Origin of the sequence: Marinobacter xestospongiae, from assembly GCF_023156385.1 — a bacterium.
Taxonomy (GTDB): domain Bacteria; phylum Pseudomonadota; class Gammaproteobacteria; order Pseudomonadales; family Oleiphilaceae; genus Marinobacter; species Marinobacter xestospongiae.
Genome location: NZ_JAKZAK010000002.1, coordinates 278,463 through 293,552, shown reverse-complemented (window position 1 = coordinate 293,552; position 15,090 = coordinate 278,463). Strand labels below are relative to the sequence as shown.

12 protein-coding genes are annotated in these 15,090 nt (G+C 59.7%); 6 read left to right on the top strand and 6 right to left on the bottom strand.

The features are described from left to right. Both MLD24_RS03180 and MLD24_RS03175 read right to left on the bottom strand, forming a co-directional pair. Window positions 1-3,041: DUF4347 domain-containing protein (locus tag MLD24_RS03180; RefSeq protein ID WP_248163888.1), on the bottom strand; the 3,041-nt coding region annotated here is incomplete at its 3' end. A gap of 242 nt (window positions 3,042-3,283) precedes the next feature. Further along, window positions 3,284-3,976: a phage tail protein gene (locus MLD24_RS03175; RefSeq protein ID WP_248163885.1), complete on the bottom strand. Its 693-nt coding sequence runs from the start codon at window positions 3,974-3,976 to the stop codon at window positions 3,284-3,286. Between the two features lie 500 nt (window positions 3,977-4,476). Between MLD24_RS03175 and MLD24_RS03170 the strand changes: the two genes are divergently transcribed. From MLD24_RS03170 to MLD24_RS03155, 4 genes are all read left to right on the top strand, one after another. Continuing rightward, window positions 4,477-5,028 carry a c-type cytochrome gene (locus MLD24_RS03170; RefSeq protein ID WP_425562330.1) on the top strand — a complete coding sequence of 184 codons (552 nt, stop codon included), beginning with the start codon at window positions 4,477-4,479 and terminating at the stop codon, window positions 5,026-5,028. A gap of 152 nt (window positions 5,029-5,180) precedes the next feature. Next, entirely contained in the window at window positions 5,181-5,696 is a 516-nt protein-coding gene (locus tag MLD24_RS03165) for a sigma-70 family RNA polymerase sigma factor (RefSeq protein ID WP_227174843.1), read from the top strand. Then, a complete protein-coding gene (locus MLD24_RS03160) occupies window positions 5,675-6,622 on the top strand; it encodes a FecR domain-containing protein (protein WP_227174845.1) in 948 nt (315 codons plus the stop codon). The genes MLD24_RS03165 and MLD24_RS03160 overlap by 22 nt, the downstream gene beginning before the upstream one ends. A 154-nt stretch (window positions 6,623-6,776) precedes the next feature. Continuing rightward, window positions 6,777-9,173: a TonB-dependent siderophore receptor gene (locus MLD24_RS03155; protein WP_248163877.1), complete on the top strand. Its 2,397-nt coding sequence runs from the start codon at window positions 6,777-6,779 to the stop codon at window positions 9,171-9,173. Window positions 9,174-9,228: 55 nt separating this feature from the next. Here MLD24_RS03155 and MLD24_RS03150 read toward each other — a convergent pair whose 3' ends face one another. Both MLD24_RS03150 and MLD24_RS03145 read right to left on the bottom strand, forming a co-directional pair. After that, window positions 9,229-10,008 carry a crotonase/enoyl-CoA hydratase family protein gene (locus MLD24_RS03150; protein ID WP_227174849.1) on the bottom strand — a complete coding sequence of 260 codons (780 nt, stop codon included), beginning with the start codon at window positions 10,006-10,008 and terminating at the stop codon, window positions 9,229-9,231. Next, a complete protein-coding gene (locus MLD24_RS03145; protein WP_248163874.1) occupies window positions 10,008-11,810 on the bottom strand; it encodes an acyl-CoA dehydrogenase in 1,803 nt (600 codons plus the stop codon). Before MLD24_RS03145 ends, MLD24_RS03150 begins: the two co-directional genes overlap by 1 nt. Window positions 11,811-11,965: 155 nt before the next feature. Here MLD24_RS03145 and MLD24_RS03140 point away from each other — a divergent pair, with 155 nt between their 5' ends. Next, entirely contained in the window at window positions 11,966-12,946 is a 981-nt protein-coding gene (locus MLD24_RS03140) for a GlxA family transcriptional regulator (protein WP_248163871.1), read from the top strand. A gap of 30 nt (window positions 12,947-12,976) precedes the next feature. Here the strand turns inward: MLD24_RS03140 and MLD24_RS03135 are convergent, their stop codons facing one another. Further along, on the bottom strand, window positions 12,977-13,126 hold the full coding sequence (locus tag MLD24_RS03135) for a hypothetical protein (RefSeq protein WP_248163868.1): 150 nt from the start codon (window positions 13,124-13,126) through the stop codon (window positions 12,977-12,979). Window positions 13,127-13,766: 640 nt separating this feature from the next. Continuing rightward, a complete protein-coding gene (locus MLD24_RS03130) occupies window positions 13,767-14,273 on the bottom strand; it encodes an endonuclease V (protein ID WP_248163864.1) in 507 nt (168 codons plus the stop codon). 198 nt (window positions 14,274-14,471) lie between these two features. On the opposite strand from MLD24_RS03130, the gene efpL reads away from it, so the two are divergent. Continuing rightward, entirely contained in the window at window positions 14,472-15,038 is a 567-nt protein-coding gene (gene efpL / locus MLD24_RS03125; protein ID WP_227174867.1) for an elongation factor P-like protein EfpL, read from the top strand. Window positions 15,039-15,090: the final 52 nt, after the last annotated feature.

The following is a 15,090-nucleotide window of genomic DNA, read 5'->3' as shown; positions in this document are numbered from 1 at the left end:
GTGTTGGCGATGGTGGCGATTACGTTACCGCCAGCGGTCACGGTGCCACCGCCATTGGGGCCGCCGGCGACGGTCAAATTGCCACCGCTGAGCACACTGAACAGATCCGACGCATCGGTGCCGCCATTGCGGGCAATCGTAAGGCTGGCGCCGGAATAATCGCCGTTGCCGCCGTTTAAAGCATCCAGCTCCAGATCGCTGATGGTGGCGTTGGCATCCAGCGGCACCGCCGCGGCGCCTTCGGTATAGCTGGGTGTACCATCCAGACCGGTAAATACCGGTGCGTCGTTCACCGCATTAATGGTCACACTGGCGGTATCTGAGGCGGTGGAAAACGACGTTGCGTTGCCAACCGTTGAGGCATCTGCGGTGCCGCCGGCGCTGCCGGAGGTTTTATCCCAGGCGTGAAAAGTAATGGTGGCTGTGCCGCTGTAGTTAGCATCGGGCACAAAGCGAATTAGCTGAGTACTGCCGCCGCCCAAGCTGCCATCGAGCAACCGTGCTGTCGCGGTAAGATCGACGCTGCTGCCAGTGGTGCCGGAAAAGTTATTCCAACTGGTGCCGTTGTCGGTGCTGTATTGCCAAATACCATTGGTGTTATCGACCTGAGTCACGGCAATGGCTTCCGCCGCACCGCCATCGACGTCGGTAATCGAGCCATCGACCACCATAGCTGCCACGCTGGTGCCCGGGTTATTGGCGTTGTTGGCACCGTCGTCATCTCCATCGGCACCAGAGCCATCGTCGTCACCGGCGTCTTCGTCGATGGCGGTTAATACCGGCGACTGAGCGGCATCCAAACTTGGCGCATCGTTACCTGCGGTGATGTCGGCGTTGACGCTGCCGAGGGCAACGTTGCCCGAGCCGTCTCCATCATTGGCGGTGACGGTGAAGGTGGAGGCGTCGTTGCCACTGTCGTTGCTGGCCCCCGTCCACTGGATGTTGCTGGCCGTGTCCAGGTAGGTATTGATGTCTGCAGCCGTTCCAACCAAGGTGATGGTAGTGGCGTTGAGCTGTGTTTCTGTGACGCCGCCGCCAACACCGGCGCCATCGGCGGGGGCGGCAAAGGTGCCCTCGCTCGCCGTGAGGGTCACGGTGAGGGTGGCGCTGTCCACATCCGCAAACGAAACGGGCGACAGATCCACATTGCCCTGAGTGTCTTCGGTAAAGGTGAGATCGGTCGGCAACCCTGTCGCTGTCGGGTCATCGTTGACGGCGGTGATGTCGGCGTTGATGGTGCCGTGGGCGACATCACCCGAGCCATCGCCATCATTGGCCGTGACAGTGAAAGTGGAGGCATCGTTGCCACTGTCATTGCTGGCTCCCGTCCACTGGATGTTGCTGGCCGTGTCCAGGTAGGTGTTGATGTCTGCAGCCGTTCCAACCAGGGTGATGGTAGTGGCGTTGACCAGTGTTTCTGTGACACCTCCGCCAACACCGGCGCCATCGGCGGGGGTCGCGAAGGTGCCTTCGCTGGCCGTGAGGGTGACGGTGACGTTGCTGCTGTCCACATCCGCGAAGGTCGCCGCAGACAGATCCACATTGCCCTGGGTATCTTCCGTAAACGTAATGTCGCTCGCCAACCCTGTTACCGTCGGATCATCGTTCACGGCAGAGATGTTAATGGTGACGGTATCGGCCGTGCCGTTGGAAGTGCCATCGTTCGGAGTCACCGTCAGCGTGGCGGCGGTGGTGTCGTTTGAGGCGGTGGTATAGAGAATGTTGCTGGTATTATCGAGAAAGATATTTAAATCCGCTTCCGCCCCCGCCAGTGTCATGCTGTTGGTGCCCGAGCCGGCGACGGTGACGCCACTGGCGGTGCCATTACCACCCAGCGCCGCGATGGTGCCGCGATCAACGCTCAGAGTCAGCGTAATGGGATCATCAAGCTCGGCATCAGTAATGTTATAGGCGGATAAGTCAATGGCGGTGGCGACGTCTTCGATGGCGGTATCGTCAGCAGGCGTTCCGCCTAAGCTTGGTGGCGTGTTCGGCGAAATTGCATCATCAATGATGATGTTGTTTATGGCAGCATAGCCCGCACCATCGTTAAAGAATATCCGTACCTCATCGACGTTTTGATAATTGGTGTTTCCGGATACATCTTGGTTAACACGAGAAGTGTTGTTGTTGGCATTAAAGCTGACGGTGCTACCAGCTACCATGGCGCCATCGCGATAGGCAGCGATGCTCATCGCTTCGCCGGTCTGGTTGCCCCAATCGTAAAAATCGAAACCATTAAACTTGAATTCAGAGCCGTTGCTCTTAACGACCATGCCGTATACTTCACCACCGTAGCCTTCTAGAAAATCTGTAGTGATACCACTAAAACCGTCGGAAGAGTTTAGTGTGTTACCACCAGCGCCAGAAGCAGGGAACCATTCACTACTCCCAACCCGGTTTATACTTGAATTAATGCTATATATTTGTATCTCAATGCCATCTATGTTTTCGGAGCCGCCTTCTCCATCTGTTGCGATGTGGTCATCGTCCAGGGCGTCTCCATCATTGGAGGAAAAAGTCAAGGTGGTGGCGGCCAGCTGGTGGGCATAATCCGGCACCTTGATAACTTCTTGCTGAAGTCTTTGGGCACCATAATCGAGTTGCCAGTTTGAGTTGTAGGGGTGGGTGCGACCAATCGAATGGCTAGATGCTAATACGTTGCTACCCAATGCTTGAGCTAGTTGTGCAACAAACTGCCGCCCAGTTTTACCTTGCGCCGTTTCACAGCTATAGAGAAGGCAGCCATGGCTTAGCCACTGACCGAGTTGCTGAATATCGCCACTCCGCAGTGGCAGTTGGTGCTGATCGAGATATGTCGTGCCGAGCCATAATTTGCCTGGCTCGCCGTGGCAGAACACGTGCAGTTGTTGTGTTCCTCCCAAAGCCTGCAATTGATGAACAAGCCGGGTCAGGCTATCGCAGTCCTGGGCGAGGTAAATGGGGACCAGCCCCTGCTGCATTGCAGCAGACGCAAGCACGTTCACGTCTGGCAGTGTTGGATCAAATACCGCAACGCCGGGTTGCCTTGGGGCTATCATGAGCTCTCCGTGAACTACGTTGTTCTGCCTGGGCCCGTTTCAGAACTGGTGACAGACGAGTCGTGGCAGGGACAGGGAGGTATGTGGCCTCCCTTTGGTTGTGCGCTTGAGCGCTTTATGAAATCTAGTCAATTCTTTTGGCTCGGACACGGTGAATGTGGTGGTCTTTGTGTTCCATTGTGTGACGAAGATCACCTATTGGTTGCGAACTGTAGCGGCTCAATCGATCTGAGCCGCTGACTTCAGTCTCTGGGTGGAAAAATCCCGGTCATTGCAACGCAATAACGCATGGCAACCTGGGGCGGTCGGTTATTAAAGTCCTGGCCCATGCCGGCATTGCCTACCGCCACAGTACCGGAACCACTGACGCTGGTGGTTACGCCTCCTACATTGGTCAGATGATCTGAGGCTGCGGCAGCCCATATCGCTGCTGCACTGGGTCCTCCTGGTGAAGCGGCGAGGTAGTTCTGTGTGGAAGAGGGGGTCACGGTATTGCTGCCCGAATTCGGTAGCACCGGAATGGTGACGTCGACATTGCCGAGGCTAGTGATCGAGGCGGCGTGATTGTGTGTAGGCAGGTTGGCCAGAGTTAGGGTAATGAACTCCCTGCCCGCCATGTTACCTTGCCGCACTGGTTGCAGGCCTGGACCAGTGCCCTGCCCGATACCGCTGCGTCCACGGTAATCAGGTAAAGCAAAGGTGCTTCTGCCGTCGCCACCATATTGTGTTCCGATTAATGAAAACAGGGCTGTATAGCTGGAGATAGGAAGTACCTGCCCGGCAGCCTCTTTATAGCCCCTCGGGCAGAAGTTGGCTGCGGTTGTGCAAACTGAGCCAATGTATGGCTCTGGTACACAGGTTGCAAAAACGCTCCCGCCTGAGACAGTTAACGCGAGAAAAGCTGACGATGCGAACAGGGTATGGGGGTGTTTCATTAGGGCTCCTCCTATGAGTCCAATCCGTCGGTCCATGCTGTGGTCACTTGTTGGCAGGGATCTGATTGGCTCCTTGTTTGCTGATTTGCGTAAGTAGGCGGGTCGAGGTGTCGATGATCCAAATGCGTTTCCGCCCGCCCGAGTATCAAATTACGGCAGAACTGGGTGGTTAATAAGTGATCAGTTAAAGGGTAGGCCAGGCATTACCGAAGCGCCAATGTGCGATGGGGTTGGATTGCCATTGATGGGAAATGAAATATGCTTAGCATGGTAAGGAATTAGCCACTTTGATCCGACGTCGGTTGAAGTCGCTTTCCCAGGGACGCTTTCTTGCAATGAATTGATATAAGACAAGTTTGTCTCAATTCGGAGGGGCTAACCTGCTATCCATTAGCATAGCGAGGTATTCAATGGTTCAAAGGAACTGGTTTTACGGACTGATAATCGGATGTTTCGGTCTGGCGTCCATGGCGCACGCGGAGTCTACCGTCAACGAGGCCATGGCCAAGCTGAACCAGATCCTGGGTAACCCGGAGCTGCATGACGCCAGTTACCAGGCAGGCCTTGAGCGGATTACCTTCTGTGCTTCCTGCCACGGCAAGGATGGCAACTCAAAGCGGGACTACATTCCCAACCTGGCGGCACAGCACCCGCTGTACCTGTTCGAGCAGTTTGAGAAATTCGCCGACGGCACCCGGGAAGACTATGTCATGTCCAGGCTGGCGAAGATCCTGACGCTGGAAGATCGCATCAACATAGCGGTCTACTACAGCGAGCAGGAGGCAAAGGCCCGGCAGGCTGATAACGCCGGGCAGGTGGAAGCCGGTGCCGAGGTGTTTGCCTCCGTGTGCACCAATTGCCATGGCCGCGCTGCTGAGGGTTTCCGCAACATGCCCAGGCTGGCAGGGCAGCCAGCGGAGTACGTTCGCAATGCCCTCAACCGGTTCCAGGATATGGACCCGGCCAGCTCCAGCTCGCCGATGATCGGCATCGCAAGCGGTTTGTCCGAGGACGACATTGCGGCGGTGGCGACCTACCTCCAGACCCTCTGATCATCGCCTTGGCGGTCACGCCGGCTGGTACACAGTCCAGGCGGCGTGACACCTGAATACCCATGATCGACACACGCTGATCAAAAAGCTGTTGATGCGAATCGTTCCTGTTTGTGTTCTAATCCGCGACATGTTGCATGCGGGAGAAGGCTATGGCCGCCGATGAATTGGCACAACGACGGGATATCAACGCTCTCTACACTGGCCATCATGACTGGCTTCAGCGGTGGCTGAGCAGGCAGACCGGCTGCTCGGAGATGGCTGCGGATCTGGCCCAGGAAACGTTCCTTCGGGTCATTCACAAGCAGCAGAAAGATCAGTGTTTCTCCATCAGTTATCCGCGCCGTTACCTTCGCATGGCTGCAAACAGCCTGATGATAGACCTCTTTCGGCGCAGGGCGGTGGAGCAGGCCTATCAGGAGGCTCTGGCGCAACGGGCGGATACCTGCACCCTCCCGTTGGAAGAACGGGAAATCATTCTGGAAACCCTGCAACGGCTGGATCGACTGTTGGGGCAGCTGCCGGGCCCGGTTCGCCAGGCGTTTCTGCTGTCCCGCCTGGAGGGGCTGACCTATGCCGAGATCGGTGACCAGCTGAAGGTGTCTGAACGAACCGTGAAACGATACATGCAACAGGCGTTTGTCCTATGTCTGGATCTGATGGTGTGACCGTGGATCGCCAGATACTGCTGCAGCAGGCCGCGGACTGGCTGGTGCGACTGGATCACGGCCCGCTCGCGGACGATGAGCAGCAGGCTTTCCAGGCCTGGTATCAGTCAAGCCCTGAGCACGAGCGGGTATGGCAGGCGGCCTGTCAGCTGAACCAGGATTTCGAGCGGGTGCCGGCGGGACTGGCGGCACCGGTGCTGGCCCGGCCCCGTGTCGGTCGCCGGGCCGTGCTCAAGGCCCTGGCCGGATTCGGTGTGGTGCTGCCGCTGGGATACGCCGTTCGTGAGCGTCACCTCTGGTTGGCGGACTACCGCAGTGACATCGGCGAACAGCGGACGCTGGTGCTGGACGATGGCAGCACCTTGATCCTCAACACGGCCACTGCTCTGGATGTGCAGTTTGATGAGCGGCAGCGCCAGATCCGGCTCTACCAGGGAGAAGTGTTTGTAGCCACCGGTCCGGATGCCGTCAGACCTTTATCGGTGGTGACCGACCAGGGCAGGGTGCGGGCCCTTGGTACCGAGTTTTCGGTGCGCTGTCTGGCGGATGCCGACCAGGTCTGTGTCGCGAAAGATCGGGTGGTGGTTGAGCCGGCGTCCGGAGCGGAACCGGCCCTGCTGGGTGATGGCCAGCGCTGTCTCTTTACCGCCAGTCGGGCCGGCCAGGTTGAGGCGCTGGCGCCTGATGCCCTGGCCTGGCGTCGTGGTGAGCTGATTGTTGACCGTTGGCCGCTCCGGGCGTTTCTCGCCGAATTGGCTCGCTACCGTCCCGGGTTGTTACGTTGTGACGATGCGGTGGCGAACCTAGAGGTTTCCGGGGTCTTCCTGACCGATAAAAGCGATCAAGCGCTGGAAGTGCTGGAGGCGGTTTTTGATCTTCAGGTGACCCGGGTCACACCGTACTGGGTCTCCGTTGGTAGAAGCTGAAGATAAATAATTCGCATTTGCTTGTCCCCTGAGCATGGGGCGCTTCGACTAAGTAGTACATCGAATCGAAATCGAAACTCATCGTCGAGGTGCTCCAATGCCAGTCACGTTTTCTCCTCGTCCTTCCGGGACAATCAGGATTCACCGCAGCTCATTGCTGGCCGTTGCCATTGCCGCTTCCGGCCTGGGCATGGCGGTGCCGGTGATGGCCGAGAGTCCGGCCGCCGAAGCACACCAGGCGTCGTTCAATGTTGCGCCCGGTGCCCTGTCGTCGGTACTGAATCAACTGGCCCGTCAGGCCGGGATCACGCTGTCGTTTGATCCTGCTCAGGTCGGCGGCCTGCAAAGCCAGGGAGTGGCGGGCAGCTATTCGGTTGAGCAGGCCATCCGGCAGGCGCTTGCGGGCACCGGCTGTGTGGTCAGCCGTACGGAGTCCGGTGGTTATTCGGTCAAGCGCGGCGCGGCGGAGAGTTCCCGGCGCCAACTGCCGGCTCTGACCATCAGTGCCGAAGCGGTTCAGGAGATTGCTCTGGGTTCGGTGGAGGGCTACGTCGCCCATCGCACCGCCTCAGCCACCAAGACCGATATTCCGCTGATGGAAACGCCCCAGTCGATCTCGGTGCTGACGGCGGACTTTGTCGATGCTATCGGCAGTGAAAGTTTGGCGGATGCGTTGACCTACGCCCCCGGGGTCAACACCGCACCCTGGGGGGACCAGTCGCACTACGACTGGCTCTACATCCGGGGCGCAGACGCCTATTCCCCCGGCTTCTATCTGGATGGCCTGCAACTGCGGAACAGCGGCAACTGGGGGCTCTGGAAAACCGAAAACTACGGTCTGGAGCGGATCGAGCTGCTGCGAGGCCCCTCCTCCACGCTGTACGGCCAGGGCGGCCCCGGAGGAGTGGTCAATCTGGTGAGCAAGCGCCCGGAAGGCGATGGCCCCAACGAGATCCGTGCACAACTGGGCAGCCACAATCACAAACAGCTGGCGGTGGATGTCACGGGCGCCCTGGATCAGGAGGGGCAGTGGCTGTATCGCGTTACCGGGTTGCTGCGGGACGCCGAACTGTCCACGGCTGATCTGGAGAATGATCGCCTGTTCTTGGCCCCGTCACTAACCTGGCAGCCCAATGACGATACCCGGCTGACCCTGCTGAGCCAGTACATGCGTGAGCGAACCGGCGCGGTCTGGCATGGCTACCCAACCGAAGGCACGCTGCTGGAGAACCCGAACGGCGACATTCCGATTTCCACCCTGTTGGGGGAGCCGGATTTCAACCGGTACCACCAGGACCAGTGGATGCTGGGGTATGAGTTCGAGCACTATCTGACCGATTCTCTGCGAGTCCAGCAAAACGCCCGTTACGGTACCTTTGATCTGGACTACGGTGTGATCTGGTCCAACGGATGGGTCACCCAGAACGAAGCGGACCCGGCGGCCGCCGAGAACTTCCGGGTGGTGAACCGGACACCGTTTGCCAGCGATGAGGAAGCCACTTCGGTGACGGTTGATACCCGCTTGCTGGCAGAGACCCGACTGGGCCGCTGGGACCACACCACGGTGCTGGGCTGGGACTACCAGTACACCCGGATGGACGTGCTGGCAAACTACGGCGGCACCGTGGCGCCACTGGACCTGTACGCACCCCGGTATGGCGCGAGCGTCGAACTGGCTGATCCCTTCATTAATGGGACAACCCGGCTGCACCAGTCTGGTATCTACCTGCAGAACCAGGCCAAGTTCGATGATCGCTGGATTGTCACCGTTGGTGGGCGCTATGACCAGGCCTCTGTGGACAATGAGGATTTCAACAGCAACAGCCGCAGTGACAACAGCGACTATGAGTTTACCGGTCGGGCGGGTCTGGTCTATGTGGCGGACAACGGCTTCGCACCGTACCTGAGCTATTCCGAATCGTTCATGCCCAATACCACGATCAATCCGGAGAACGGGCAGCCCTTCGAGCCGGAAACCGGTCGCCAATACGAGCTCGGGGCCCGTTACCAGCCTCTGGGACATCGTGCCCGTTACGCCGTGGCCGCGTTTGAGACGGTCCGTAGCGACTACGTGGTGTGGGAGTGGAGTTCCGGTGGACCGCGCCAGACCGGGGAAAACACCATCCGGGGAATCGAATTCGAGGCCCAGGCGGAACCGGTCGACAACCTCAACCTCCATGCCAGCTACAGCTGGATTCCCAAGGCAGACGTTACCGAGAGCGCCAACGCCGCCCAGGTTGGCAAACAGGACCTGGCGGTGTCAGAGCACCAGGTGTCGGTATGGTCGGACTATCGACTGGACAACGGCCTGAAGCTGGGGCTGGGGGTGCGTTATACCGGCTCCAATGACGGCACCAAGGAAGAGGCGCCGAAGCCGCTACCGTCCAGTACCCTGGTGGATGCGCTGGTGAGCTACGAGCTGCCGGACTGGCTGTTCAGCCTGAATGTCCGCAACCTCACCGATCGCGAAACCCTGCCGGCCTGTGGCAGCGATGAGTGCTACTACGGCGAACGCCGCAAAGTGGTTGCCAACGTCAGCTATCGCTGGTAAACGCTGAACGGCCGGGCTCCGTGGGGCCCGGCCAGTCTTGCGTTGAGGCGAGGGACTAGCAGCCCCGGAAAACCGCCTCCCGGCGTTCCAGGAATGACTGGATACCTTCTTTCACATCCTCGCTGGCCATCACCGGCTGGAGGTCCGGGAACAGCCGCTGCTTGGCGGCTTCCTGACCCGCGCTGACCGCCAGCTTGGAGGAGGCCAGGCTGCCGCTGACGCCCAGCGGTGCTGCCCGGGCAATCTTCTCAGCTATCGCCAGGGCGGCCTGAAACTGCTCGCCCGGTTCCACCAGTTCCTGTATCAGCCCCCACTGGTAGGCCTGTTCCGCAGTCCACTCGTCGCCGGTGAGCAGGTAGCGCTGGGCGTTGCCCCAGCCAATCTCCCTGGGCAGGCGGATGGTGGCGCCACCGCAGGCAAAGATGCCCCGCTTGACTTCCAGCTGGGCGAACCGGGTGCCCCTGGCAGCCACGCGAATGTCGGTGTTGAGCATCATTTCCACGCCACAGGTGTAACAGATGCCCTGGGCGGCGAACACCACCGGTTTGGTGAGGCCCTCACCGGTGATGTGGAACGGGTCCAGCTCACCTTCGCCGGGCGCAATGCCGGAACCGTTGGCGAATACCCCGGCCCAGTCGTCCAGTTGCAGACCGCTGGTGAAGTGATCCCCCTCGGCGTACACCAGCCCCACCCGCAGGTCCGGGTCATGCTGCAATTGGTGATAGGCGCTGGCGATCTGGTGGTACATCGCCCGGTTCATGGCGTTCATTTTGTCAGGGCGGTTGAGCCCGATCAGCAGGATATGCCCCTGCCTTTCTACCTTGACCAGTGACATCAGAACCACTCCGTTTGCATGTTGAGGCAGGTGTTGTCCTGATTGCGCAGCAGCACCAGGTCCTGGGCGACGGTGGGCAGCTCCCAGTGGAAGAAGTACTGGGCGGCCTGCAGTTTGCCGTTGTAGAAATGGCGGTCGGCGTCGGAGCTGGCGGAGGCGAGGCCGTCGATGGCAGCGTTGGCCTGGCGCAGCCACATCCACGCCACGATGATGTTGCCGAACAGGTGCAGATAGCAGGAGGCATTCGCCAGGGCTGGATCGGGATCGCCTCCCATCAGTGACTTACCGAGGGTTTGCGTCACCTTGACCGCCTGCTGCAGGGTTTCGCTCAGGGACAGCGCCCAGGGCTGGCAGCGTTCGCTGGTGGCTGCCTTGAGATCCACCTGCATCTCCTGCAGCAGGATCTGCAGGCCATGGCTCTGGTCCTGCCACAGCTTGCGGCCCAGCAGGTCCAGGGCCTGGATGCCGTTGGTACCCTCGTGGATCGGATTCAGCCGGTTGTCGCGCCAGCACTGCTCGACCGGGTATTCCCGGGTATAGCCGGCGCCGCCGTACACTTGGATCGCCAGGTCGTTGGCTTTGGGGCCGTACTCGGATGGCCAGGCCTTGATCACCGGCGTCAGCAGATCCAGCAGTTTGCCGGCCTCCTCCCGCTTTTGCGGATCGGGGTGGGTGTGCTGGTCGTCCATCAGCCGGGCGCCAAACAGGCACAAGGCCAGGCCGCCTTCGCTGTAGGCCTTCTGGGCCAGCAGCATGCGGCGCACATCCGCGTGTTCGATGATCGGAACCTGGGGGCTTTCCGGGTTTTTCTCCGAGGGCTTGCGGCCCTGCAGGCGGTCCTTGGCGTACGCCAGGCTGTGCATGTAGCCACGGTAGCCTATCACCGCCGCGCCAAAGCCCACGCCGAGGCGTGCCTCGTTCATCATCTGGAACATGTACTTCAGGCCCTGATGGGGCTCGCCCACCAGGTAGCCGTGACAGGGCGCGTCGTCACCGAAGCTGAGCGCGGTGGAGGTGGTGCCGCGATAGCCCAGCTTGTGGATCAGCCCGGCCAGGCTGACGCCGTTGCGTTCTCCGGGGTTGCCGTCGGCATCGACCCGGAACTTGGGCACGATGAACAGGGAGATCCCTTTGACGCCGGCCGGCGCACCTTTGATCTTCGCCAGTACCATGTGAACGATGTTGTCCGTCAGTGACTGCTCACCGCCGGAAATGTAGATCTTGGCGCCCTTGATCAGGTAATGGCCTTGGTCGGTGGGAGAGGCGGAGGTGCGGATATCCGCCAGACTGGAGCCGGCGTGGGGTTCGGTGAGGGCCATGGTACCAGCGAACCGGCCAGACAGCATCGGTGGCAGAAAAGTGCTGCGCTGCTGCTCGTTGCCGAAAACGCGGATCAGGTTTGCCGCGGCCGTGGTCAGAAATGGATAGCCGGCAGTGCCCGGGTTGGCGGCGGTGAAGAAGCCATTGCAGGCCGCCATGATGGATTCCGGCAGTTGCATACCGCCCAGCGCCTCGTCGTAACGGCCGGCAAGGAAGCCGGCTTCGGCGTAGGCGTCGAACGCCTGCTTGACCTCGGGCAGCATCTGCACCTCACCATCGACGAAGCGGGGTTCGTCCTTGTCGGCAGCGCTGTTGTGATTGGCAAAGGTCTCCCGCGCCATCCGGTCGGCGGTTTCGATGACGGCGTCGAAGGTGTCCTTGCTGTGATCCCGGAATCGCTCCCGCTGCAGCAGGGCTTCCGTGTCCATCACATCGTATAGCTGGAACGCCAGGTCGCGGCGATCAATCAGGGTGTCGGTCATAGTTGTGTCCCGGGTGTGGTCCTTGGCGAGCCCCCGGGAACCGGAGGCTACTGAGCATGGCACCAAGCCTCTCACACTGTCTGCTCTCACGGAACCGGCATTTCTGACATAATATTGGCCAATCCCGCCACATGATCGGATTCTACGGAGACACCATGCAGACCATCACCGTGATTGGTTTTGACGGCGCCCTGGCCAGCGCCATCACCGGCGTGATCGACCTGTTCCGGCTTGCCGGCGTTACCTGGGCGCGGATTCACGGTGAGGCTCCCCAACGTCACTTTGAGACCCGACTGCTGACCCGGGATGGAGCTCCCTGCCGTTGTATCAATGGCATTGGTCTGCTGGCAGACGGGGCATGGGCTGAAGCGGCAGAGGCCGATCTGGTGGTGATCCCCACCATTGGCGGGCCGATTGAGGCGGTGCTGGCGGAGAACAGCGCGCTGGTGACCTGGCTGGCCGGGTTGGCGGTGGGTGAATGTGGTGGCGTGAGAGTGGCCAGCAACTGCACCGGCGCCTTCCTGCTGGCTGAAGCCGGCCTGCTGGACGGGCGGCGGGCAACCACCCACTGGGGCTTCAGCCGCCAGTTTCGCCAGCGCTACCCCGGGGTGCAGCTGCAACCGGACAGCCTGGTAACGGTGGATGGCCCAGTGGCCTGTGCCGGAGGTGGCATGGCCTGGTGGGACCTGGTCGTCTATCTGGTGGAACGGCTGGCCGGGGCCCAGGTGGCCCGCGAATTGGCCAAGGCTTTCGTCATCGATGCCGGGCGTACCAGCCAGGCGCCCTACAGTGTCCTGCAAACCCGTCGCTACCACTCGGATGACACCATCCTGGCGTTGCAGGACTGGCTGGAACAGCGGTTTCACGAATCCCTGCCACTGGCGGCCCTGGCGTTGCAGGCCGGCTTGACCGAGCGCTCCCTGTTGCGTCGCTTCCGCCTCGCGACCGGCGATACCCCCACCAATTACCTGCAGCTGCTGCGGGTGGAAGCGGCCCGGCGACGCCTGGAATCCAGCCGCGACAGTCTCGAGACCATTACCCGCGCTGTCGGGTATGAGGATGTCAGTTCATTCAGTCGACTGTTCCGGAAACACACCGGACTGTCCCCGGGCGCCTATCGGGCACGATTCAGTTAATCAGAGGCTCCCTGAGGTTCTTTTCAGGCACTATTTGTCAAAAAAGCCAAACTGCGTAAGCACAACACAGACGCCGATCAACAACACCATGAATTTCCAGTCCTGGCCGTTTTCCTTCACGAAGTCATAGAGCGACTGGTCCTTGCGGCTCTTGAACTCCACATCCACTTCCCGGGTCAAGAACCGTCCGAGTCGGGATGGTTTTCTGGGGCGTTTTCTTCGCATAGCTCCCTGTGTTTAATGCTCGGTTGGTTGTTCTCGTTATGTTGTGGCAGCTTTTTTGATAGGGGCGAGTCGGTTGCGGATACATGACTGACCAGAACCCTGAACCCCCATAGTAGTGACAATATGGGCCAACATAGAAGCAATAACGTTTGGCCAAAAGGCCCTGTGAGAAGAATAGCCAAGCTGCAGACCAGTACGACGAGGTAGAGGCAGGTCCACATTCTGAGCTTTGCATCCACCTGATGCGCTTTTCTGACGTTTTTGTTGAATGCGAGAACAGCGACACTGCAAAGCAGCATGGCGACGACAAAAGGAGTCGTATCGGCCGAGGGGTTGGTGGAAAATAGAAAAATAAGGAAAGTTGGTGCTCCGAGTACAGGTAGCAGATAGTACCTCAGATAGGCGCCTTCTTGGGCTATATAACTCCAAGTCAGATTCCACCAATGCCTTTCCTTGTTTTCTAGTCTTGTCAATTTAGACACGAGGAATGGCAGCCCAAAAATCGAAACAACGACTCCCGCAGCAATCAATAGAAGACATAGTGAAGCGATGACTGAATGCATATCGGTTTTTAGTGGCTGATGTGTTGATGGTGTCAGGACAGGTTGATGCGCCGGCAAACCCGATCGGCTTGCTTGAGCAGTGTCGGGTTGCGGTATTTGCCGTGCATTTGCTGCACGGCCTGGTAGGCGTCGTTCTGCCTGATGCCTTCGGCGGTTACGTAGAGCGGGGTGTTGCTGTTGCCGCGGTAAAGGGCGAAGTCGTCGCCAATGTCCCGGAACGGTTTCTTGGCGACGCCGATGATGATGGTACTGCCGTCCAGGGCGTCGTAGAGGTGTTTCCCAAGGCCGGGCTGGTGTTTGCCATCCAGATACACGTATCCATCAATCACGATCACGTCCGGCTTGAGGTCGTGTTCCCGCAGCAATGTGAGGATGCACGGGAGTTCCCGTTTGTAGAAGCTGCCAGGCACATAGTCGGCGATGTTGTCGACCTGTGACTGGTAAATGCCTGTGGCTTCGCTGTCCTGCCAGTGCTGAAAGGCAATACCCGCGACGCTGGCGGTCGTGCCTCTGTAGTCTACATCGATTGCTAGTATCATGCCGGTTCGTTCCGTGTGCCGGTGTCGGTGTTAATCCGAGGCTCCTTAAACACTTTAACGAGGCTGCGGAATCAGGGCAATCGGGGCCGGGCAGTCGATTGTGGCGCGGCTTCGTGGTATATCAGCTACCCGAGATCGCCGTTAAGCGGCAACGCAGGGCCATGCATGGTCCCCGAGATTGGTTAGGAGTGAGAGACAATGCCAAGAGCAAGTGAGATCAAGAAGAACTCGGCGGTGGAATACGACGGCCGGGTCTACTTTGTGAAGGACATTGAACGGTCCGTGCCCCAGGGCCGGGCTGGCGGTAGCCTCTACCGCATGCGTATGTACGACGTGGTGACCAACAACAAGCTTGACCAGACCTTCAAGGATTCGGACATGCTGAATCTGGCGGACCTGGTCCGTCGGCCGGCGACCTTCTCCTATTCGGATGGCGAAGAGTATGTGTTCATGGACAGTGAGGACTTCAGCCAGTACAGCCTCAATAAGGAGTCCATTGAAGACGAGCTGCTGTTCATTACTGAAGACATGCAGGGGCTGATGGTCATTCTGGTGAGCGACGCACCGGTGGCTCTCGATCTGCCGACCACGGTGGAGCTGGAAATCACCGAGACCGACCCGTCCATCAAGGGTGGCTCCGCTACGGCCCGGACCAAGCCGGCAACCCTGTCCACCGGGCTGGTGGTGCAGGTTCCGGAGCACATCTCCACCGGCGACCGCATCAAGGTCAACGTGGAAGACCGCAAGTTCCTCAGCCGGGCCTGAGGCTCATCCCAGCGGGGCGCTGCCGGCGCTCCCGCTGCCTGAACCTTCCTTT